The organism is Alteromonas sp. MB-3u-76 (assembly GCF_002831605.1).
Classification (GTDB): domain Bacteria; phylum Pseudomonadota; class Gammaproteobacteria; order Enterobacterales; family Alteromonadaceae; genus Alteromonas; species Alteromonas hispanica.
Map to the genome: position 1 here is coordinate 4,239,760 of NZ_CP025115.1, position 21,983 is coordinate 4,261,742.

Here is a 21,983-nt window from a genome sequence, read left to right on the forward strand (position 1 = left end):
GGCAATAGGCAGCGCGCTCAGCAACTGCTGAAGCTAGGCTTGTAGCGACAAGCCTTCTCTTGCTGGGGTATAAGATTGCGTGTAGAGGCTCTGAATTCTGCCAATGCGCGCATTCATTCCCGCATTGTCTACTGCCCGTTCACTTTCAATATTTAACTCTCGTGACGTCGCTGCGGCACTCGTCATTGACATAGCTTCATCTAAACTACGTGTAGGCCTTTCTACGCCAGCGCTACCGGTAATATCATCAATACTTGGAACAGCAATATCAACGCTGGGAATCTCTATTCCACTAACTTCATCAGCACCGCCACCTTGCGTGCCTTGAACTCCAGAAATGGGGTTACTCCCGCCGCTAGACGGTTGTACAGTTTCTCTGTTTTCTTTGGCAATATCGTTACGCGCTTCAAACGCTTTTTGAGCCGCTTCAGCCGCTACTTTTAAATCTTGCGAAGACGGCTGTGCTGGTGCTAGCGCTGCCGCTCTAACTTGCTGCATTTTGCGCAAGGTTTGTTCAGGCGACTGCGCCTCTGAAATATCTATGGATACTTGGCCGTTGGTGACGTAACGTTTGTTGTCAGGACCAGTAGTGTACTCATACTGCGGAGAACCAGCATATTGACCGCCAGTAGCGGCATGAGCTTGCTCATGCGTACGAACCTCTTGATCTCGAGCTTTAAGCTCTTCAATTTCTTGCCGCTCTTCATCGGTAACCTCTGAAACTGATGACTGCTGCTGATTTCGTTGCTCTTGCTCGGCACCTTCTTTACCCGCGCTCTCATCTTGTGCGTTGTCTTTTTCTTGGCCAAAGACATTTTGAAATGCAGCTTGTAACTCAGTCTGAATTTGAGGTCGTTCGTAAGTCACGGGAGATGGAGGTAGACCCGGGCTTCTCGCTTTATCCGCTTCAGATCCTAACCCCTTTTGCGAAGCGCCCTGTTCGGCATCGCTAGGCTTAGGAATGGTCTCGCGCTGCACGTTGTCTCTACGAGCAGACTCGGTGTTTGTGTTTGCTGTGGGATAAGCAACAGCGGTAAGGATAGGTGCGACAAAGTTCACATCTTGCTCCCTACGCTAGCGTATCTATGATGGTCCCAAGTGTATCGTTTGCAACATCGATAACTTTTGCCGACGCTTGGGCGTTTAAACTATTGACGTTTAGCGATATTAGATCGGAGGTAAGGTTTGAGTTAGGCTGGCTTTTAGCAGCCCCATCAGCAGAAGCAGATTGTATATCTGCTTGTGCGCTGTTATCTTTATTATTTCTATCTGCAATATTTGCTGCTGCCTGTGTCACACCATCGCTGGCACGCTGCAAGCCCATCTGTCCTGCCGCAAACGCAGAATTTAACGAAACACCACTTACTTCAGACATAAAAATCCCCTAACCTCTCATGCACAATTATTAACCAACAAGAGGGAAATATAAAGCCCGTTCGCAGAGGTACAAACTAAGTCGCTGTACCTACAATGAATTTTATTTCAATAAAGGGCACTTAAGATGCTCTTTGGTGCTGTAAGCTAGTGGAAAAGCGGTAAATGATATCTGCTGTTTGCTGAGGGTGAGAGATAAACGGCGCATGAGAAGCGTGAGGCATTACTACGGTATCGGCTTGAGGATGAAGCTCACAAACCCTGTCTATTCCCGCTGTAGGTACAAGGCTGTCTAAACGGCCATATAATCTAAGTGTCGGTGTCATAATTCTGCCGATCTGCGCTCGCAAATCTTCGTTTGCAAGAATACTGAGGCCTCGCTTCAAGGCCTCCTCGGCTGGGTCTGGGTAGTCAGTTATTTGCTGCCTTATGGTCTTTATATCGTTTTTTGCAGTTGCACTGCCCATAGCTTGAATAGCAAGAAAGCGCTCTAACGTCTTTTTATAGTCCTTTTCTAACTGCGCCTCAAACATGTTTAATAGATCTTCTGCTATCCCAGGCCAGCAAGGGCCGGCACTGAAGCGAGGCGTTGACGCAATAGTGATTAAACCGGACAGTTTTTCTGGCGCATTAATCGCTATTTTCTGAGCCACTAGCCCACCTAACGACCAGCCTATTAATACGCAATCTTTAGGAAGCTGTGCCGCGCACAGTTTTGCTAACGCATCCACCGTGTAAGGAGATGGAAGCGCAGCTACGTTTTCCCCAAAACCAGGCAAATCTATGGTAGTTACGCGAAAGCTGTCTTGAAGATAGGGAATAAAAGAAGAAAAAGCACCGCTATTCATGCCCCAGCCATGGAGAAGAACTATATCTATTCCTGTGTTGCTCACATCAGCAGCGTTTGTGTCTATTGCATTTTTGCTCTTATCTTTGATTTCAGTACCATAAGTACGGGTGACAAGTGCCTCATTTTTAATCAAACTTTCCATTTAGCACCTCAAATAAGTGTTTCGGTCTAAAACCGGACTGCTTTAAAAATCAGAGCCCGTTTTGAAATGAACCTCTCATGCCTATTATGTTATCAGGCAAGTCCTGCGCCAGTGTGTCAATGGTGTGAATCTGACATGTTTTTTTTCAACGATGAGGTTCACGGAAATAACTTGTTGCGATTTGGTCCTGTTGGCAGTCATGTCGCCCATAAGCATTACCATTCCTTATCTATTCTTGGGCTTCATATGTGGCCAATGTCTTCGCTTATTCATCATTTTAAATTCTCACACTCACTCTCTGCGGGCAAGATCTTATGCCGTTGGTTTGTCGATAAAAAGCAACACTGCACACTTGCTGTGCCTCATTTACTCCTTCCTGTACCAATAAGTGCATGGCGACTCGCTACACGCCATTATAATCAGGCGGGAGTCATTGCTGAGTATTTAAGTAAGCAGCTGGGAATTCCTTGTCTTCACCAATGGGCTAAAAGAACAGGCGCAAGCACTCAACATCAGCTCACAAAGGCACAACGAAAAGATAATGCAAAACAGGCTTTTTCTCTAGTTCATCATGCTGCTGAACTAATTGCGTGTAATAGCGGTGAGAAATTGAATGTGGCTATTGTAGATGACGTGATAACAACGGGGGTTACTGTGAATATGCTGAGTTATTTATTAAGGAAGCGATACCCAAACATCACTATTCAGGTTTGGGCGATGACTTTTACACCACCGCCCAAAAGTAGTTTATTGAAAATATAACGGGGCTAGAGACATCCTTATCCAAGTTCTAGCCGCTCCACTAGCAATAAAGACTTAGCGGAATAGTTAATTATTAAAGCGACAATTAGCGAATGAAATGAGACTGATATATCGCGTTAGCTAACATCTTGTTTGTTCCGTACCAATAGCCTCTAAACTGAGTATTATCGGTAAACCCAATTACTACGCCTCGGCCTTGCTTTTCAGCTATCACCGCCGGAGTTTCGGCCACTAACGCCACCATCGCAGTATCGCTAAAGCCGGCCATTAACGGACTTTTGGTATAGCGTGCAGGCGTTGTAAACGGAGAGTATTCATTTTTCACAATCATGTTGCTGGTTTTGAACAACGGCAATGTATCTTTTGTATAACCGTAAAAAAGCGGATGAGTAGTATCTACATCGGCTTCGTAAATAGCACCAGCAACCAATTTTTTGGCATACAGTGCTGATCCATCGCCGTAAGACAAGGTGCTTTCATCAAAAGCGTTGTCGATGGCATCGCGACCAACAATATCGATATCTAACCAGTCGTTTTCAGCAAAGTAACGAAGCGCCGACTTTTGACCTATTGCCACACCACCTGCTTCTACCCAGCGTTTGAGCTCAAGGTTCTCTTTCTCTGAGAATGAGTAACGGCCATTTGGAAAAATAATATGGGTATAGTGCGTACTGTCATCACGTAGAGCTCTCATCAATTTTTGTTGCTCTACAATGCTTGCTGAGAGCCCTAGTTTAGTATCGAAATAATGCCAAATTTCGCCAACATCGTACTCTCGTGTACCTTCTCCGCCAACAATAAGGACACTTGGCGCTTTAATAGGTGACATGCTGCGACTGCCCAAATCGTTGCCCGACGGCGTTAACCCACTTTTCAAACTATAAACCGGCACCTGAACTTGCTCAGAAACTTGTCTGATAATAGTGGCAATATTATTGGGTTGCGACAGCCCTGTAGGAACGACAACACTGCCAGCAGGGAAATTAATAACACTGTTATCCATACTTACAGCAGCAAAACTTTTTTCAGAACTTCTCACTTGAACACCTTTTTCTAACAAGGTTTGAAGAAGTGCTGGAGAGTAGTAGGGCTGCCAAGAAAACGCGTAGGCATAAGCGTCCTCGTCTACATCAGGCAAATCGACATTGGCTAATGTGCCATCGAATGATTCAATATTAGTGCGCTTCACACCGCGCATATCTCCCTTTTCAGCCGCGGTATAATTGAGGTTAAAGGCAAGCGCTAAATTCCACGTTGATACATCGTAAAATGTATTATTTTCAAAAGACGTTTGCGTTGAAAAGATTGATTTAACTAAGCGATATTGCGGTTGTTCAGCTGGAACAAAAATAGCGTTATTTGCTTTTACTTTTACGTCATTTACCGACGTATCTTTAGTAATTACATCAAACGCGATGTCGTGCTGCTTAAGTAGATTGGTGAACGCAAGAAAACGCCCGCTATCGTTCGAAGCACTTACCACAAAGCCATGTGTGTCATCATCTTTCGCCATAGACATGGTGCTGTTAACGAACTCTGCCTGATAGTCGAGAATTGCAGCTTTATTAGCAATAGCACCTTTAAATGTGCTTAGCGACGTGGTTACTTGATTAGCGATAGTGTCGCTAAAAGCCAAATCTCCGTTAATTGACGATTGAAGATGTCCGCGAGAGCTTGCCTGCTCAAAAAGAATGCCTATGCTGCCGTGTAAATCGGGATAGGTAGAGCCTTTCCCTGCATAAAAATCATCAAATGCTTCTTCGGTAAAATAAAGCTGACCTTTCGCGTCAAACGCTGCAGCATGATAGTTCGCAATCGCTTCAGTTAGCGTAACGTTCTCATCAGGCGTAAGCGGATTTTTGCGAGAGCGCACACCGGGTTGGAAAAAGTAGGTGCTGTCTGTGCCCATCTCATGAAAGTCGGTTAAAACGTGCGGACGCCATTTATGAAACTGCTTAATACGCGCTTGGGATTCTGGGTGAGCCAGTAATAACCAGTCTCGGTTTAAGTCGAACCAATAATGATTAGTTCTACCTGAAGGCCACCCTTCGTCATGCTCTCGGTTATTACTGTCTGCTACCAGCTGTTTACCCTTATGCATATTTGCCCACTGTGCAAAGCGCGACAGCCCGTCAGGGTTGAAAGAAGGGTCTAGTAGTACAATGTTATTGTTTAACAGTGTGTCAATTTCTTTACCCTGACCGGCAGCCAAGTAGTAGGCTAATGCGAGCGACGCGTTTGCTCCCGAAGGTTCGTTGCCGTGGATGCTATACCCCATGTAGAAAACCAAAGGGGCGTCGCTTGCGGGCGTATTTCCTTTTTCCAACACATTGAGATGTGTTTTGCGCATGTCTTCAAGGTTATCTCGATTAGCAGGAGATGTAATAGTGAGAAGCAGCAGCGGACGATTTTCATGAGTACGCCCTGTCTCTTCTATGGTGATACGGTCGGACTTTTGAGCAAGAAGGTACATGTAATTCACAAGCTGATCGTGACGTACATGCCACTGCCCAAGATTTGCTCCTAGCACCGACTCAGGCGTGGGGATGGCTGGGTCGTAAGTGACCGTGTCTGGAAGATAATCTTGAACAGGCATGCCGCCTTTATCAGGCGCGATGGTAATAGTCGAGGCGCTTGCTGACATACCGATGGCAGATGTACACACAGCGGTGCTTAAAAGCAGCGTTTTTATCCATGTAAGGCGTGTTTTTTTGGCGGTGTTATAAAGATTCGCTAGCATAGCGCTTCCCCGTCTTGTTGTTTCATGATGGCATGTTGATAGTAACGGTCTAAATAAGATTTAGTCATCAACATGTTCTAAATTTTTAATTAATACTTGACTGTTTTAGTCAGGTAAATTTGGTACAATACTGCAAATTTTGAATAATATAGGACTTGCCGATGATAACTATATCAGAAGAAGCCCAGGCTCACTTTGTAAAACTGCTGAGTAAACAAGAGTCTGGCACGAATATTCGTGTATTCGTCGTAAACCCAGGCACCTCGTCGGCGGAATGTGGCGTGTCTTATTGCCCACCCGACGCGGTTGAAGATACTGACACTCGCTTAACGTTCAATGGTTTTGACGCGGTTGTAGATGAAGAAAGTGCTCCTTATCTTGAAGAAGCTGAAATTGATTACATTACTGATCAGATGGGCTCTCAACTTACATTGAAGGCACCGAACGCTAAAGCAAGAAAGGTAGCAGACGACGCTCCCCTTATAGACCGAATTAATTACATGATTGAGTCTGAGATAAACCCTCAGCTTGCCAATCATGGCGGACAAGTTGTGCTTACAGAAGTCACCGACGATGGCTTCGCCATTTTGCAATTTGGCGGCGGCTGTAACGGTTGCTCTATGGTAGACGTAACGCTGAAAGACGGCATTGAAAAACAAATGCTAGAGCAGTTTGCAGGCGAGCTGAATGGCGTACGAGATGCTACCGAGCACGAGGCTGGTGAGCACTCTTACTATTAAGCCTTAAACTGGAATAACCTTGATCCCCATTCCAGATATTCACACAAGCTGGCAGCGATTCAAAATAGGACTCACTATTTTTGCTGTCGGCGTTGTGCTGTTATTTTTTATCAGCCACTTGTATGCAGTTCTGCATTATTTCTCTGTTGCTGTACTCCTTTGTGGTTTTGCTTACGCTATGTGGGGCTATTTTGGCATTTTTATGCAAAGATTCTCATCGTTGAAAAATATAAAACCTCCACCACCTCAATAACGCCCAAATAAGCAAGAGCCGCTAATACCCGCCTTTCAACACCATACTCTAAGACATAGGTTTTACACATCGCCTTTCACAATGTAGCCCATATTTTGCAACAGTGACTTTTCTCATGTCACTTGCAATGGCTAGCGCAACATTGCAATGTAGGTAAAAGAAAGCGCGTCTTTTTAAATTAAAAACAGAGTAAAACACAATGAAAACGCTTGGCCTGATTGGCGGAATGAGTTGGGAATCTACGGTAAGCTACTACCAAATGATTAATCGCGGTGTAAACGCAAAGCTCGGCGGTTTTCACAGCGCAAAATTGCTATTAAGTAGCGTTGATTTTGCCGTGATAGAGCAGCTTCAACGAGCCGGCGATTGGAATCAAATGGCCGAACTTCTTAACAATGAGGCGCAAGTGCTTTCTCAAGCAGGTGCCGATGCCATTGTTATTTGCACAAATACCATGCATAAAGTAGCTGACGACGTTGTTAAAGATCTCTCTATTCCATTGCTTCATATAGCCGACGCCACAGGTACATCTCTAGCCGCTAACAAGGTGAAAAAAGTGGGTTTGCTTGGTACCCAATTCACTATGGAGCAAACCTTTTACACCGAGCGGTTAAAATCGCGTTTTGGTATAGAGGTTGTGGTTCCTTCCAAGCACGAGCGGGAAATTGTCCATAGGATCATTTATGAGCAATTATGCAAAGGCGTGATTTGCACACAGTCTCGCAGCGCGTATATTGAAATCATCGACAATCTTGCATCTGTAGGAGCAGAGGGCGTTATTCTTGGCTGCACTGAAATTGCTTTACTAGTTCAGCAACTACATACTAACGTTCAACTGTATGACACCACAGCACTGCATGCCGCAGCTGCAGTGGATTTCGCCACGGGGTAGATTTAAATACGCCGTATAAAATAGTCCCCATTTGGGAATGATAAGAAGAAGGATACAACATGTTTAGCCATGTCATGTTAGGTGCGAATGACCTAGAAGCATCTAAAAAATTCTACGATGCCATTCTGGGCGTGCTTGGATTTGACGCCGGTGTTTATGACGAGCACGGTCGGATATTTTATTTCACCCCCAAAGGCATACTCGCACTGACAAAGCCAATCAATGGCGAGGAAGCCACCCACGGTAATGGTTTCACTCTGGGCTTGGCCGCGCGCTCACCAGAAGTGGTGGATGAATGGTTTAAAGTAGGTAGCGAAAATGGTGGCGTTGTGTGCGAGGATCCACCCGGCATTAGAGGCACCGAAGAGCGCCAGTTATACCTTGCTTATTTACGCGATCCTGCGGGGAATAAACTCTGCGCAACACATATAATCCAAAAATAAGCTCAAGACCTTTTGATGTGGCAGAGAAGCCTGTTTTTCTGCCACCATCATTTTATGCACAGAAACTTTCTCAGCACCGCCAACCTTTTCATAACTCTTGCAGTATCAGCACATTAACTTTCGCTGACTGACAACGCATTTTTACTGCCTAACCGGTAAAAGCTCACGCCCAGAGTCACTCCTCTGGCAAATAAGAATGCAATTAGCGCATACCACAGGCTCTTATTACCTGCATTTTGAGTAATAAACCAAATAGGAAAATAAACGAATAATGCGCTCACCAGCATCGTGTTTCTCATTGACGAAGCCCTTGTTAACCCCACAAAAACACCGTCGAACAAGAAGCACCAATGGGCTAAAACAGGCAGCAGCACCATAAGAGGTAAATAGGGCAGTGCCGCTTCAACAATATCCCCATGCTCGGTGAGCAAACGAATAATGGACTCGCCAAATAGCCAAAAGCCAATGCTATAGCCAACAGCAAAGAGCGAAGACCAAAATAACCCTTGGTAGGTTCTTCGTTTGATCTCTTGGTTGTCGCCGGCGCCTTTAGCTTCGCCCACCAAAGCTTCTACGCCATAGGCGATACCATCTAATCCCAAGGCAATTAAAACAAAGAACTGCATTAATATCGCATTTACAGCCGCAGATGTTTCTCCATACCGAGCACCTTGTATGGTAAGAAACGCTAAACAGCCCTGTAATGCTAAATTGCGAATAAGCATATCGCCATTTAGCTTCATTAATACGCGGCGAGCCGCGCGGTTAAACCAATCGCCTGCAATGCGTACGCCTTTTACCCGACCTAAGGCAATATACAACGCCATTGCCATCATACTGTATTCAGCTATAACACTAGCAAGGGCGACACCAGCGACGGAAAAACCGAGGCCATAAACAAATGCAACGTCGAGCCCAGCATTTAATAGATTTCCCACAATTTGAATGATCATGACCTGCTTGGTTTTTTGCTGTCCTACCAGCCAACCTATAAGCACCAAATTCAGCATCGCTGCAGGCGCTCCCCACACTCGGTTTGCGAAATAATCGTTTAAGTAACTTGCTACGCTCTCATTTGGCTGCGTAAGCGTTAACCCAACATGTAAAATAGGCTGTTGAAGCAGCAAAATGAGAGCACCTAAAACACAAGAAAATGCCATGGCTTGCCAAAGTACTTTTGCCGATTCTACGGTCGGGTTTTCACTCCCTTTTGCTTGTGCACTTAGGCCCGTCGCAGACATCCTTAGAAAACCACAAACCCAATATATTTGCGTAAGAATAAGCGCAGCAACAGACGCTCCGGCAAGCATAGCTGGCACCTGCATATGCCCAAGCACTGCGGTATCTACCAAGCCAAGCAGTGGTGTGGTGATATTGGCTAATATCATAGGCAGCGCAAGGGCAAGTAAACGTGTATGATCAAACCATAGTGGTTTATGCTGTTCGGTGGCAGTCGACATCAAGGCTCTCAAACATGAAGGGTTAGGTAGAATAACTAGGGAGAAGTGTAACATGCTAATAACGATGAATAGAGAGAGTAAGTTCGTAAACAAACTCCTTGCTCATTTAACTGCTTGTGTAGCATTTATGTTGGTTTCGCTACACAGCGTTGCTGCGTCAAAAGACACCACAAATGCAGCCATTTTGCTTTATCACCATGTTTCAAATGACACACCGCCAAGCACAAGTGTGAGCCCAGATACTTTTCGTTCTCATATGCAGTATATTGCAAAAAACCATACCGTTGTTCCGCTTTCAGATGTGGTTAAAGCAATCTCTGAAAACCTTCCACTCCCCGACAATGCCGTTGCCATTACCTTTGACGACGGGTACGCCAATATTTTGCACAATGCGCACCCAATTCTTTCTGAGTATGGGTTTTCCTACACAATATTTATCAACCCCAATGAAATTGGCGTAGGGCCTAAACAGCTCTCATGGGAGCAGGTAAGCACGATGCACGAAGACGGTGTGCTGTTTGCCAACCACACTTTAGACCACCTGCACATGCTTAATAACGAATTCACCGACGACGAATGGCTTGAAAAAGTATGGCGAAATGTAGAAGCCGCTGAACAGAAAATAGAAGAGCAACTTGGCGTAAGTCTTAAATACCTAGCCTACCCTTTCGGTGAATTTAATTTAGCTCTGGCATCTAAATTAGAAGAGCACGGATATGTTGGTTTTGGACAGCACTCTGGCGCTGTAGGCCCAACCAGTAATTTGTTCGCATTACCGCGTTTCCCCGCTGCAGGGCCTTATGCAAAACTCGACACACTAAAGACAAAGCTCAACAGTTTAGCAATGCCCGTCACCCACACCTCTATGCCTGAGCCCCGCTTGAAAGACAAAATGCTTAACGCGCCAATTACACTAACAGTATCAAAAGGTGATGTGCGCCTATCACAGGTAAATTGCTTTTATGCAGGAAGCAGTATTAATACTGAGGTTAACAATCAAAAAATAAGCTTCTCTATTGAGGGTGAATTGCCCGTTGGCCGCTCTAGGGTTAACTGTACTGCTCCATCTGAATCTATGGCAGGACGCTTTTATTGGTATTCTGTGCCATTTTTCCTCGCCAATAGTGAGGGTAAATATCCCGATTAAATGTTAATGACCTTTTCTCAACGAAAAGGTTTGCTATTGGGGCAATGGAAATGAAATAAGAATATTGGATAACAGTAAGCAGAAAAATCTATTGGCCTTAATATAAGGCCATTAATCAAAGGTAATACGTTTACAGCGCTTCGCGAGAGAAACGAATAAAACCTTTATTTACAGAGTCCTCAATAAAACCCTGAGATTGATAAAAACGAATGGCAGCAATATTAGAAACTTCAACGTCTAATACTAAATGTCGTCTTTTAAGGGCTTTAGCCTGCTCAAACATTGTCTGAACAAGCTTACGACCAACACCTTGTCTCTGTCCCTCTGTTGCAACGGCCAAATGACCAATCATTAACTCGGTGTTACCAGGCGGTGTTAAATTAACAGCAACCGTTTGATTTCGCATTACCACCTGTATGGCTTCATCAAGAGTGAAGTAAGACGTTATACTGTCCAACGTAGCCCTATCAAATGCCGCGCCCAATTTGCTGTGCCAAGCGGTAACTAAGCCTAGCACTGTGTTATCTTTTTCAGCCACCCAATGATTTTTGAAACCGTATTGACCTCCACCCAGCTCCCATGAGTGAGTCAGGTAGCCCATGGCCGTCTTATTTTTGTCATGCCCAAAAATAGCAGTGAGTAATGATTCGGCAGCGCTTAAAATGAGCGGCGCTGCGAAAGCGGCGTCGGATGCCACGCCCGGCCTGATATTTATTTCCATATAACTACTTCGCAATAATAATTGGCATGTCTGCCAGAATCTGCTGAGGATCGCTTATCGACAGTTTTCCTGGTTGTCTAGTTGGTTTGAATCTTCCCACTACTCGCCCTTCAGGGTCGATAAGCACTACTGATGCGCTGTGGTCTACGAGGTAATTCGGATTGTCTGTGCTGTCAGCGATGGCGTACATCATGCCAAGGTTTCTGACAAACGGAAAAAGCGATTTATGCTCACCTGTGACCGCAATGAACTCTTTATTAAAATAGCTCACATACTCAGAAAGTCTATTTAAAGTGTCTCTTTTAGGGTCGATTGACACAAATACGACGCGTATAGGATAAACACTGTCGATTTGCTGCAGCTGTGGATAAATACCATTTAATTCGGCCATGGTGGTTGGGCATATATCGGGGCAGAAGGTATAACCTACAAACACCAAGCTCCATTGTTCTTTAAGCGATGCCTCTGTGAACTCTTTGCCGCTGTGGTGTGAAAGTGTAAAAGGGGCAATAGCTCGAGGTTGCGGGTACTCTTGGAAATAGGCAGGAGTGTTGCTACTGTCTGTGCTCGGTGGCGCTATGTAAAGCGCACCGATAACACCACCGATTAGAGCAACAAGCGCAACAACTCCTACAAAAAACTTCTGATTCATAAACTCACTGGTATGTAATGGTCGAGTAGCAATACCACAAACAATACCATGAGATGAATTATAGAGAACCTAAAAGTTTTCATCGCCGTTTGCTCGTCTGCTGCGAACTTTAATTTTAAAGCGTAGAGCAAAAATCCAATGTTTAACGCGCTCGACCCCACTAAATAAATCATGTCGCTCATGCCAGTTAGATAGGGTAGCAAGCAAACTAGGCCGAGTAATACTGTGTAAGCCAACACCGATGTTTTAGTGAAGGATACGCCGTGAGTAACAGGCAGCATGGGAACTTTCGCTTTTGCGTAGTCTTTCTCTCGGTGAATGGCCAGCGCCCAAAAATGAGGCGGTGTCCATGTAAAGATAATAAGAACTAGTAGCAGCGCATGGGCGTGTATCTCACCTGTTACCGCTGTCCACCCCAGTAACGGAGGCGCTGCCCCAGCAAGACCGCCAATGACAATATTCTGCGGCGTTGCACGCTTTAAATACATAGTATAAACAAACGCATAACCTACAAGACTGGCGAATGTTAGCCATGCAGTGAGCATATTGACAAAAACTGCCAACACGGCGAAACCAACTACGCCTAATATACCGGCAAACCACAGTGCGTTATTTACGCTCACCTTGCCCTTTGCGACGGGCCGGTTAAAGGTACGTGCCATAACGCTATCTATTTTATGGTCGACAACATGATTAATTACCGCCGCTGAAGCCGACAGCATGCCAATACCTATAAGGCCGCTAATAAGCGTCATAGCATTTACCCAATTAGGCGTTGCTAAACACATGCCCACCAATGCGGTTAAAAGAAGCAACATAACCACATTGGGTTTGGTCATTTCATAATAATCTTTCCATGAAACAGTATTATGCGACCGTGCCGCGCGAGATTGAAGAGAGGCTGATTTAGCCATGAAGACCTCCTGAAGCCTTAGATAAGGCCTGTGGCAATGGGTGAGACGACGAAGCTGCATTATCTGATGCAGCATAAACAGATGCAGAGCGAGCAAATAACTCAGTGCGCGGGCTGTAAAGAGAAAACACGATGCCCAATAGCGAAAGAAGTAAAATGGCAGCGACTGCGTTGTGGAGCACAGCCACAGCAAGAGGTAGCGCGAACACCACGTTACTAATGCCCAACGCTACCTGAGCACAAAGGCAACCAATCATTATCTTGCTTAATCTTTTTTGAGAGGGCGAAATGCTAGCTAAGCTGCTGCCTTTCGAGGAGCGACTAAATAACATGGCAACTCCCAAAGCCATGAGATATACGAAGGTAATGAGCGCTCCAGCGCGATGAACAATATGCATGGTGGCTCGCTCGCCATAGTCATGAGCACCAAACTCGTAATTATCTGCATCGGGAACACTAAATGCACCTGCGAAATCGAGTCGGCTTTGCCATCCCTCTTCACAAATTGGCATATCTGTGCAGGCAAGTGCCGCGTAGTTGGCAGAAGTCCACCCGCCCAACGCTATTTGTATTACAAGAACGCCAACACCAATAGAAGCAAATACCTTAAAACCATTGGCAGATTTACCACCACTACTTGTTTCATAGACAGCGCTGGCTTGACGGTTAGTATTCGGATGTTGAGTGAATTCAGCCTCACGTAACCTCAGGTACAAAATAAATAGGCAAGAAAGCACACTGAAACCACCAAGCAGATGCCCCATCACCACCACAGGTAATAAATTCAGCGTCACGGTCCACATGCCTAACGCAGCTTGAAAGGTGACTAGCCCTAATAACATAAGCGGTAGTTTTAGCGGTGTGCCCTGTTTACGTTGTCTTATGGCAATGAACGCGATGGCTGCTATGCATAATCCTAATGTACCTGCGAAATAACGGTGAATCATTTCGTTCCATGCTTTGAACGCTTCAACTGGGCGTTCTGGGTAGGCCGCATTTGCCGCACTCACTTTTTCATCGCCAAGCGGCACGGTTAAATTGCCATAACAGCCGGGCCAGTCTGGGCAGCCAAGCCCAGCATCTGTAAGGCGTGTATAGGCCCCAAGGACAATAACAAAGGCAGCTAAAAAAAGACTAAACAGCGTGAGTTTTTTCATGGCTATCACCCTATACGCGATAATTTAAGCAATTTTTTGATATCAGCGAGCATGTTACGACTCTCCATCACCGCCTCTTCTTTATCTTCACTGATCTGATAAAAAAGCATGGCGTTATTCAGGGTGTCGACAACATAAACGCTTTGAAAAGCTAACGGCCCCGTGTCATCTACCGACAACGTTGCGACATTAGGGTAATCGGCTAATGACGCGAGTGCAGTTTTGTCGCTATTTGGCGTGGTTAATACCAGCGCTTGAGCGCGATCAGACTCTTTCCCTAACGCCAGCCACACCTGATTAATACTAAACAGAGCATTTTCACAACGCAGGTCGCACTGTTCAGGCAAAATATAAAGAAGACGCCAAGTTGGTGAGCTTTCTTTTAGCATGGTGCTTAAATCAAGGGTTGGCTGAAGCAATGCGCCTTTATTTGTAGACGCTTTGTTGAACCAATCGTTTTCTAGCGCAATTTTCGCTAACACCACCGGAAGAACAAAAACGGCGACCATAATAATTAGTGTTTTTTTGGAAGTAGTATTACTCATGAATACGTCCTTTTTTACTGATTGCGAAGCCACCTATGGCTGCCGCAGCGATGGCTAAACCAAACCATTGCATTGCGTAACCAAGGTGTTTTTCTGGCGGCATAACAACCGGCTTATAATCGCGAACAAAAGCCGGGTCTTTTGAGGTGAGCTCAACAACATAAGGTAAAAGTGCAACATTTAAACTTTCACTTAACGATTTGAACGCTATCTGTTGGACAAGGGCAGGAAAACTGGGAAGGCTGACATTAGTCTCAGTAACAAGGGGGTTGTCTCCAGGAACGGTCACAATGCCGTCAAATTGGCGTGTCGCACTTGATAGGTTAACCTGGGGTATTGTTCGCGTTAAGTCTGGCGCCGGTATCCAGCCATAGTTAACTAAAATCCAGCCTGCATTAGTTAACACAGGCGCAAATACATCAAAGCCAACTTTTTGTTCATGGATTTGATTATCAAGTAATAAAGCGCGCTCGCCATCCGGTGTACCCACAAAGCTGATTGCAATATCTCTGGGATCTTCTTCCATCAGCGCATCGGTTAAGCTAAGGCTTTCATTGCTTTGCTTTTGCGCTATGCTTGCTAAACGCTGCTGTTTTTCGACCATACGCTCCAGTTGCCAAAATCCCAGGCCACACATCGCCGCCACACTCACTGCGGTGACTAGCCAAGGAAATAAAAACTGAAAACGTTGTGACATACTTAACAGCTCCAACCAAAACAAATAAAAAAAGAAGAGATGGTTATGTTAATAAAAGTAATCCTTGTCGCCCTGGTGTTATTTATGATTGTTAATCTCTTTATGGCCATGCGTGTGATGATGAAAAACGATCCTAAAGATGGCCCTATGAGCAAATATATCGGCCGAAGGGTACTTACCTCTGTCATCATCGTTGTACTTATATTGATAGCTATTGGAACTGGGTTAATTTCGCCAAACCCTAGGCCTTATTAGGGCTTGGCGACTAGCTGCGCTACAACACGTAGACGAAAATAAACAACATTACCCACACCACATCAACGAAGTGCCAGTACCAGCTTCCTGCCTGGAAGGCAAAGTGCTCTTTTGACGTGAAGTGGCCTTTCAACACCCTGAAGAACATCACAATTAGAATGATAGTGCCCAAGGTAACGTGCATGCCGTGAAACCCTGTCAGCATAAAGAAAGTATTACCGTAAATGCCCGATTGCAGAGTTAAGCCCAAATCGCGGTATGCATGGATGTACTCTTCAACCTGCAAAAACAAGAATCCACAGCCAAGTAAGATAGTCGCACCTAACATAAGAGTGAGCTGTTTGCGCTTATTTTGCTCCAAACCAACATGTGCGAAATGCAGCGTCACTGAGGAGACAAGCAAAATAATTGTATTAATAGTGGGCAATCCACCTGGACTCATTTCTTGTGTGGTAATACCGCCTGGGGTGTTCACCAGTGGCCACATGGCCTCGAACCCTGGCCAAAGCACTTCGTTTGTCATCGCATTATTTGAATCACCGCCCAACCATGGAACAGCGATAAATCTCGCGTAGTAGAGTGCGCCAAAGAAGGCTCCAAAAAACATCACTTCAGAAAAGATAAACCAACTCATGCCCTGTCTGTAAGAGCGTCCTAACTGGTCGCTGTACAGTCCAGACATAGACTCATCTATTTGGTTTTTAAACCATCCTATTAGCATAACTAATAAAACAACAATCCCTGCTAGCAGCACATAGCTGCCATAACCACTTTCGCCCTTCGTTGCCTCAACCACAAAATTGCCGGCACCTACTGCGATTAAAAACAGAGCGACCGCCCCCACAATGGGCCACGGACTTTGCGCGGGTACATAATATTTTTGATATTCTTGCTGCATCATTTTCTCCTTATCCCAAACAGACTATTCGCCGCTTTGTAACGACGGATCCATAAAAGGATTCGGTTTAGTTGTTAGATCACTCGCTCTCGCGGTGACGTCATAGAGTGTGTACTGCAATGTAAAAAACGTAATATCTTCAGGTAGCTGTGGGTCTACATAAAACTGCATAGGCATATAGGCTTCTGCCCCCGCCTGCAATGGCTGCTGATTAAAGCAGAAACATTCGGTTTTATTGAGATATATGGCTGCAGTGCCTGGCGAAACCGACGGTATAGCTTGTGCGATAATATTGCTCGATGCCGGATTTCGCACGTAAAACGACACCGTGTTCAACTCACCAGGGTGTACTTTTATACGTTTGGTTTCTGCTCGAAACTCCCACGGCATTCCGGTATTAGTGCGAGTAATAAATTCAACGGTAACCTCTCTGCTTTCATCAATATCGATAGATTGATAAACCGCTGCAGTCCCCTCTGTCTTGCCATTTATGCCAGCAATGTCGCAAAAGACATCGTAAAGCGGCACTAACGCAAAACCGAATCCAAACATACCAATAACAATGGCCACTAATTTGACCACCATCTTATTGTTCGCACTTGCTTGTGTCATACACTGTGCCTCCGCTTGGAATTCTATTTCTTAGTCTGCCAGGGGCCATTACTAATAGCCCCGTCTCAGTCTAAGTTCGAAACACTATTTAACTACTGGTGGCGTCTCGAATGTGTGATAAGGCGCAGGAGAAGGAATTTCCCACTCGAGCCCTTCAGCTCCATCCCATACCTGTGCCGATACTGGCTCGCCTTGTTTTTTGCACGCTTTAATTAATAGCGCTAAGAAAATAAGTTGAGACAACCCAAAGGCGAAGCCACCTAGACTTATCCATTTATTGAAGTCTGCAAATTGAAGTGCGTAGTCTGGAATACGACGAGGCATCCCCGCCAAACCAACAAAGTGCATAGGGAAGAACAGTACATTTACCGAAACAAGAGAGCACCAGAAGTGCCACTTCGCCAGTGTGGTGTCGTACATTTTGCCCGTCCATTTAGGCAGCCAGTAGTAAACAGCAGCCATAATGGAGAAGACAGCACCAGTAACCAGTACATAGTGGAAATGAGCGACCACGAAGTAGGTATCATGATATTGGAAATCAACCGGTGTTATTGCCAGCATGAGTCCCGATAGCCCACCAATAGTGAATAGCACGATAAACGCAATAGCGAACATCATTGGCATTTCAAAGGTAAGCGACCCTCGCCACATGGTGGCTACCCAGTTAAATACCTTCACCCCCGTGGGAACGGAAATGAGCATGGTGGCAAACATAAAGAACATCTCCATGTAAACCGGCATACCTGTGGTAAACATATGGTGAGCCCAAACAACAAATGACAGTAATGCTATAGACGCTGTTGCATACACCATTGAGGCATAACCAAATAGCGGCTTGCGGGAGAACGTAGGGACTATTTGAGAGATAATGCCAAACGCTGGCAGTATCATAATGTAAACCTCAGGGTGTCCGAAGAACCAGAAAATATGCTGGAACATAACGGGGTCGCCACCACCGGCCGCATCGAAGAAGCTTGTGCCAAAGAATTTGTCGGTCAGTACCATAGTGACTGCACCTGCTAACACAGGCATAACTGCAATAAGCAAGAACGCAGTAATTAGCCAAGTCCATACAAACAGCGGCATTTTCATCCATGTCATACCAGGCGCGCGCATGTTAAAGATAGTTACGATAACGTTTATCGCCCCCATGATTGAGGAAATACCCATAATATGAACAGAGAAGACGAACAGTGCTGTAGAGTCGCCACTATAGGTTGTTGATAGTGGGGCATAGAAAGTCCAACCAAACGCCGGACCGCCACCTTCCATAAACAAGGAACTAAGTAGAATTAAAAAGGCGCCTGGTAAAATCCAAAAGCTCCAGTTGTTCATTCTGGGAAGCGCCATATCTGGTGCCCCAATCATCATTGGAATTAACCAGTTTGCCAGCCCGGTAAACGCAGGCATTACGGCACCAAACACCATAATTAACCCATGAACAGTAGTCATCTGGTTAAAAAAGTTTGGCTCGACAATTTGTAACCCAGGCTGAAACAACTCAGCTCGAATAACCATTGCCATAGCACCGCCCACCAAAAACATGATGAAAGCGAACCATAAATACAATGTACCTATATCTTTGTGATTCGTAGTGAACAGCCAGCGCGTAATTCCCTTCGGTATATGGTCATGATGATCGTGGTCATCGTGATGCACAGAGGTATCTGGCGAAATTACTTCAGTTGCTTTACTCATCATTCGCTCCTAGTTTCCAGTTGCTAAAGCGTTGACATCTTTAGCCTGAACCATGTCACCGGTGTTATTGCCCCACGCATTTCGCTCGTAGGTAACAACCGCTGCAATTTCTTTAAGGCTCAACATCTTGCTAAACGACTGCATCGCCGTTCCGGCCTTGCCGTGAAGCACAATTTCAATGTGCCCAGTTTGATCTTCCAGTGCCATTTTGCTGCCTTTAAGCGCTGGGAAAACGCCCGGCAGACCTTCACCATTTGGCATATGACACGCTGCGCATGTGGCGTTGTAAACTCGCTCACCTTCTGTCATAAGTTCATCCATTGACATATTCATCGATAGTAAGCGCTGTTCTTCTTCTTTCGCTTTACGTGCACGATCTTCCTGCTCACCCATCCACGCGTCGAACTCCGCTGGTTCCTTTGCGATAACCACTACCGGCATATAACCGTGGTCTTTACCGCACAACTCCGCACATTGGCCTCTGTAAACGCCTGGCTCGTTAACTTTTGCCCAAGCTTCATTAATAAAGCCTGGATTAGCATCTTTCTTCACCGCAAAGTCGGGTACCCACCAAGAGTGAATAACGTCGTCCGATGTGATCAAAAATCGCACCTTTTGCCCGGTGGGAATTACTAAAGGACGATCTACCTCTAATAAGTAATTGTCGGTCTTCGTAAATTTGTTTTGAATTTGCTCACGCTGAGTAGCAAGCAAAGAATAGTATTCAACGTCACTGTCCATGTACTTGTAATGCCACTTCCATTGAGATCCTGTCACTAGAACGGTCATGTCAGCTTCAGAGGTATCTTCCATGGCAATAAGCGTATTGGCAGCGGGTACGGCCATAAAAATAAGGATGAGGAATGGAACCACCGTCCATGCAATTTCTACTTTTACATTTTCATGAAAGTTTGCTGGCTTGGCGCCTCGTGACTTTCTATGTAAATACATAGAAGCAAACATAACTCCAAACACCACCACGGCAATAGCTACACATATAAAGAACATGAGCATATGCAGGTCGTATACTTGGCCACTTATGTCAGTAGCACCGCGGCGAAGATTAAGCGAAGATAATTCTTCTGCGGCCTCTTGCGCGAAAAGGAATTGAGAAAAGAACAAAAATGGAACGCTAACACACCATTTTGACATTGCGATCTTTAGTGATTTCACTCAGCACCTCCGTAATGGCAGAGCCATTAACGCCAAATGTTATTTTGCGCAGTCTCTACCAAGTGGTTTGTGAACGATTAACTCAATACATCAATTTGTAAATTGAATTCAAAGTCATTGTTATTATTTTGTTAAAGCTTGTATAAGAATTGCGCAATAATAGCGTTCCGTCTAGTCTTTTCTGTTAAAATTTTAATGAAGAGGTCAAAATTTAATCTAAGCAGAATTTCGTGGTCGTTACTCAAATAGTAAGCAAAGTGCCACAGATGGGGGATAACAGAGTTATAGGGAGTAGATTTTTGGAGTGATTGGTTGTGCAGGTTATTGCCATTTAATTTCTTAAAATCAAACGCTAAGCGGCAAATATTGAATAAATTTTGAGCAGAGCTCGTTTAGCAACACTCTCGAAACCAGCGCAAAACCATCTTAACTGGCGCTTAAAGATTTACGCCTAAAATGGTATATCAATGATATTTATAAGTACTGAAAGTTGTAGCTTATACAGGAGAAATAGGGGAGATTATTAGACTTAAGTGCTAAAAAAAGCGGCTATCATGCCGCTTTTAATACAGTAAGGTAAAAGGCTACATCCAGTCAGCGTTTCTAATAACGCCTACAGCAATACCTTCAATCGCGAAAGGTTCGTTTGCTAAATCAACTTTAATGGGTGAAAACTCTTCATTTTCAGCGTGAAGTAGCACTTCTCGGCCACGCTTTTCCAAACGTTTTACCGTTACATCTTCATCGACTCTGGCCACAACAACCTGACCATTGTGCACGTCGGTGGTGCGATGAACGGCTAGTAAATCGCCGTCGAGTATGCCGATATTTTTCATACTCATGCCGTTTACACGCAATAGAAAGTCAGCGTGAGGCTGGAACAGAGCAGGATCAACTTTATAATGAGACTCTACGTGCTCTTGAGCAAGAATTGGTTCACCGGCAGCAACTCGCCCAATAAGCGGTAAACCTTCTTCTTCGGCTATTTCATCTTCTATCGGAATGGTTAACTTGATACCACGAGATGTACCGGGAAGAATTTCAATCACGCCTTTACGCGCAAGGGCCTTTAAATGTTCTTCAGCGGCATTTGCCGATTTAAAACCTAAGTGACGGGCTATTTCTGCACGCGTGGGTGGCATTCCCGTTGCTTGCATATTAGATTTAATAAGTTCTAAAACTTCTGTTTGTCGAGCTGTGAGTGGGCGCATAAAAGACCTGTCTGTCCATACAGTTCCTGTAAGTATATACACCTAAATTCAAATAACAAGCGCTGACGGGCGCTACAGACAAAAAATCGGATTTAATACCGACCATTTAACGTATTCCAGGTTGCCAGCATACCCGATTACGCCCAATGGACTTAGCTTCATAAAGTGCCTGATCTGCAACAGATAGGTAAGCACTAAAGTCAACCTCGAAAGAATCCATCGTATAACTCACACCAGTACTGATTGTTAGACTAATACGGTCCGCTTTATAATTAAACTGAGCTGAATTAATTGCATCCCGCAGTCTTTCAAAAATCAAATCAGCGTCTTTTGGGGTTTTGTCTACCAATACAATAGCGAACTCTTCACCGCCTAACCTTGCCACAACGCCATGCTCGTTGCAGATGGATTGAGTAATGTTTGCGATCTCTTTTAAGGCGTAATCGCCGGCATCATGTCCGTAGGTATCGTTAATGCTTTTGAAGTAATCTATATCCACTATCGCCACAGCAGTCTGCTTGTGTGTTTGAGCAATTCTATTGCACTCATCTAAAAAAGAGCGCCTGTTGAGAAGCCCCGTAAGGGGGTCTGTCATTGCCAGCTTGCGCAGTCTTTCTTCAGCATCAGCTCTCGCTCGCTCTAAATCAA

The 21,983-nt window shown here is 45.0% G+C and carries 23 protein-coding genes; 6 read left to right on the forward strand and 17 right to left on the reverse strand.

The features are described 5' to 3' along the window. Positions 1-33: 33 nt before the first annotated feature. The 3 genes from CW735_RS18875 to bioH form a co-directional block, all read right to left on the reverse strand. Positions 34-1,059 carry a putative metalloprotease CJM1_0395 family protein gene (locus CW735_RS18875; protein ID WP_071980992.1) on the reverse strand — a complete coding sequence of 342 codons (1,026 nt, stop codon included), beginning with the start codon at positions 1,057-1,059 and terminating at the stop codon, positions 34-36. Between the two features lie 10 nt (positions 1,060-1,069). Beyond that, positions 1,070-1,375 carry a hypothetical protein gene (locus CW735_RS18880; RefSeq protein ID WP_100973099.1) on the reverse strand — a complete coding sequence of 102 codons (306 nt, stop codon included), beginning with the start codon at positions 1,373-1,375 and terminating at the stop codon, positions 1,070-1,072. Between the two features lie 121 nt (positions 1,376-1,496). After that, positions 1,497-2,366, reverse strand: coding sequence for a pimeloyl-ACP methyl ester esterase BioH (gene bioH, locus CW735_RS18885; RefSeq protein ID WP_100973100.1), 870 nt, complete (start codon positions 2,364-2,366; stop codon positions 1,497-1,499). 135 nt (positions 2,367-2,501) lie between these two features. Between bioH and CW735_RS18890 the strand changes: the two genes are divergently transcribed. Then, on the forward strand, positions 2,502-3,128 hold the full coding sequence (locus CW735_RS18890; protein ID WP_232230524.1) for a ComF family protein: 627 nt from the start codon (positions 2,502-2,504) through the stop codon (positions 3,126-3,128). 85 nt (positions 3,129-3,213) lie between these two features. Here CW735_RS18890 and CW735_RS18895 read toward each other — a convergent pair whose 3' ends face one another. Next, positions 3,214-5,868, reverse strand: coding sequence for a M14 metallopeptidase family protein (locus CW735_RS18895; protein WP_071980995.1), 2,655 nt, complete (start codon positions 5,866-5,868; stop codon positions 3,214-3,216). A 161-nt stretch (positions 5,869-6,029) separates the two neighbouring features. Between CW735_RS18895 and nfuA the strand changes: the two genes are divergently transcribed. From nfuA to CW735_RS18915, 3 genes are all read left to right on the forward strand, one after another. After that, positions 6,030-6,608 carry a Fe-S biogenesis protein NfuA gene (gene nfuA, locus CW735_RS18900; RefSeq protein WP_071980996.1) on the forward strand — a complete coding sequence of 193 codons (579 nt, stop codon included), beginning with the start codon at positions 6,030-6,032 and terminating at the stop codon, positions 6,606-6,608. Between the two features lie 452 nt (positions 6,609-7,060). Then, on the forward strand, positions 7,061-7,753 hold the full coding sequence (locus tag CW735_RS18910; protein ID WP_071980997.1) for an aspartate/glutamate racemase family protein: 693 nt from the start codon (positions 7,061-7,063) through the stop codon (positions 7,751-7,753). Positions 7,754-7,812: 59 nt separating this feature from the next. Further along, positions 7,813-8,196, forward strand: a complete 384-nt coding sequence (locus tag CW735_RS18915) for a VOC family protein (protein WP_071980998.1) — start codon at positions 7,813-7,815, stop codon at positions 8,194-8,196. 113 nt (positions 8,197-8,309) lie between these two features. Here the strand turns inward: CW735_RS18915 and CW735_RS18920 are convergent, their stop codons facing one another. Continuing rightward, entirely contained in the window at positions 8,310-9,656 is a 1,347-nt protein-coding gene (locus CW735_RS18920; protein ID WP_071980999.1) for an MATE family efflux transporter, read from the reverse strand. A gap of 52 nt (positions 9,657-9,708) precedes the next feature. Here CW735_RS18920 and CW735_RS18925 point away from each other — a divergent pair, with 52 nt between their 5' ends. Then, a complete protein-coding gene (locus CW735_RS18925) occupies positions 9,709-10,803 on the forward strand; it encodes a polysaccharide deacetylase family protein (RefSeq protein WP_083595342.1) in 1,095 nt (364 codons plus the stop codon). 130 nt (positions 10,804-10,933) lie between these two features. Here the strand turns inward: CW735_RS18925 and CW735_RS18930 are convergent, their stop codons facing one another. Genes CW735_RS18930 through CW735_RS18955 form a run of 6 tightly spaced genes read right to left on the reverse strand, consistent with a single transcriptional unit; the run spans position 10,934 to position 15,488 of the window. Next, positions 10,934-11,524 carry a GNAT family N-acetyltransferase gene (locus CW735_RS18930; protein WP_071981000.1) on the reverse strand — a complete coding sequence of 197 codons (591 nt, stop codon included), beginning with the start codon at positions 11,522-11,524 and terminating at the stop codon, positions 10,934-10,936. A 4-nt stretch (positions 11,525-11,528) separates the two neighbouring features. Continuing rightward, complete coding sequence (locus tag CW735_RS18935; RefSeq protein ID WP_071981001.1) at positions 11,529-12,176, reverse strand: SCO family protein; 648 nt, start codon at positions 12,174-12,176, stop codon at positions 11,529-11,531. Continuing rightward, complete coding sequence (gene cyoE / locus CW735_RS18940) at positions 12,173-13,090, reverse strand: heme o synthase (protein ID WP_071981002.1); 918 nt, start codon at positions 13,088-13,090, stop codon at positions 12,173-12,175. The genes CW735_RS18935 and cyoE overlap by 4 nt, the downstream gene beginning before the upstream one ends. Further along, positions 13,083-14,246 (reverse strand): COX15/CtaA family protein, encoded by a 1,164-nt coding sequence (locus CW735_RS18945; protein ID WP_100973101.1) that lies wholly within the window; start codon positions 14,244-14,246, stop codon positions 13,083-13,085. The genes cyoE and CW735_RS18945 overlap by 8 nt, the downstream gene beginning before the upstream one ends. A 5-nt stretch (positions 14,247-14,251) precedes the next feature. Further along, entirely contained in the window at positions 14,252-14,791 is a 540-nt protein-coding gene (locus tag CW735_RS18950; protein WP_100973102.1) for a hypothetical protein, read from the reverse strand. After that, positions 14,784-15,488 carry an SURF1 family protein gene (locus tag CW735_RS18955; RefSeq protein WP_100973103.1) on the reverse strand — a complete coding sequence of 235 codons (705 nt, stop codon included), beginning with the start codon at positions 15,486-15,488 and terminating at the stop codon, positions 14,784-14,786. Before CW735_RS18955 ends, CW735_RS18950 begins: the two co-directional genes overlap by 8 nt. A 45-nt stretch (positions 15,489-15,533) precedes the next feature. On the opposite strand from CW735_RS18955, the gene CW735_RS18960 reads away from it, so the two are divergent. Continuing rightward, on the forward strand, positions 15,534-15,743 hold the full coding sequence (locus CW735_RS18960) for a DUF2909 domain-containing protein (protein WP_071981006.1): 210 nt from the start codon (positions 15,534-15,536) through the stop codon (positions 15,741-15,743). 19 nt (positions 15,744-15,762) lie between these two features. Here CW735_RS18960 and CW735_RS18965 read toward each other — a convergent pair whose 3' ends face one another. The 6 genes from CW735_RS18965 to CW735_RS19995 all read right to left on the reverse strand — a co-directional run bounded on the left by CW735_RS18965 (position 15,763) and on the right by CW735_RS19995 (position 21,930). Then, positions 15,763-16,644: a cytochrome c oxidase subunit 3 gene (locus CW735_RS18965; RefSeq protein WP_100973104.1), complete on the reverse strand. Its 882-nt coding sequence runs from the start codon at positions 16,642-16,644 to the stop codon at positions 15,763-15,765. Between the two features lie 21 nt (positions 16,645-16,665). After that, positions 16,666-17,253 carry a cytochrome c oxidase assembly protein gene (locus CW735_RS18970; protein WP_071981008.1) on the reverse strand — a complete coding sequence of 196 codons (588 nt, stop codon included), beginning with the start codon at positions 17,251-17,253 and terminating at the stop codon, positions 16,666-16,668. Positions 17,254-17,337: 84 nt separating this feature from the next. Then, a complete protein-coding gene (gene ctaD, locus CW735_RS18975) occupies positions 17,338-18,951 on the reverse strand; it encodes a cytochrome c oxidase subunit I (RefSeq protein WP_071981009.1) in 1,614 nt (537 codons plus the stop codon). Positions 18,952-18,960: 9 nt separating this feature from the next. After that, positions 18,961-20,103 (reverse strand): cytochrome c oxidase subunit II, encoded by a 1,143-nt coding sequence (coxB, locus tag CW735_RS18980; RefSeq protein WP_083595343.1) that lies wholly within the window; start codon positions 20,101-20,103, stop codon positions 18,961-18,963. Positions 20,104-20,708: 605 nt separating this feature from the next. After that, a complete protein-coding gene (lexA, locus tag CW735_RS18985; RefSeq protein ID WP_071981010.1) occupies positions 20,709-21,335 on the reverse strand; it encodes a transcriptional repressor LexA in 627 nt (208 codons plus the stop codon). Between the two features lie 106 nt (positions 21,336-21,441). Then, positions 21,442-21,930, reverse strand: coding sequence for a GGDEF domain-containing protein (locus tag CW735_RS19995; protein WP_232368327.1), 489 nt, complete (start codon positions 21,928-21,930; stop codon positions 21,442-21,444). Between the last annotated feature and the right edge of the window lie 53 nt (positions 21,931-21,983).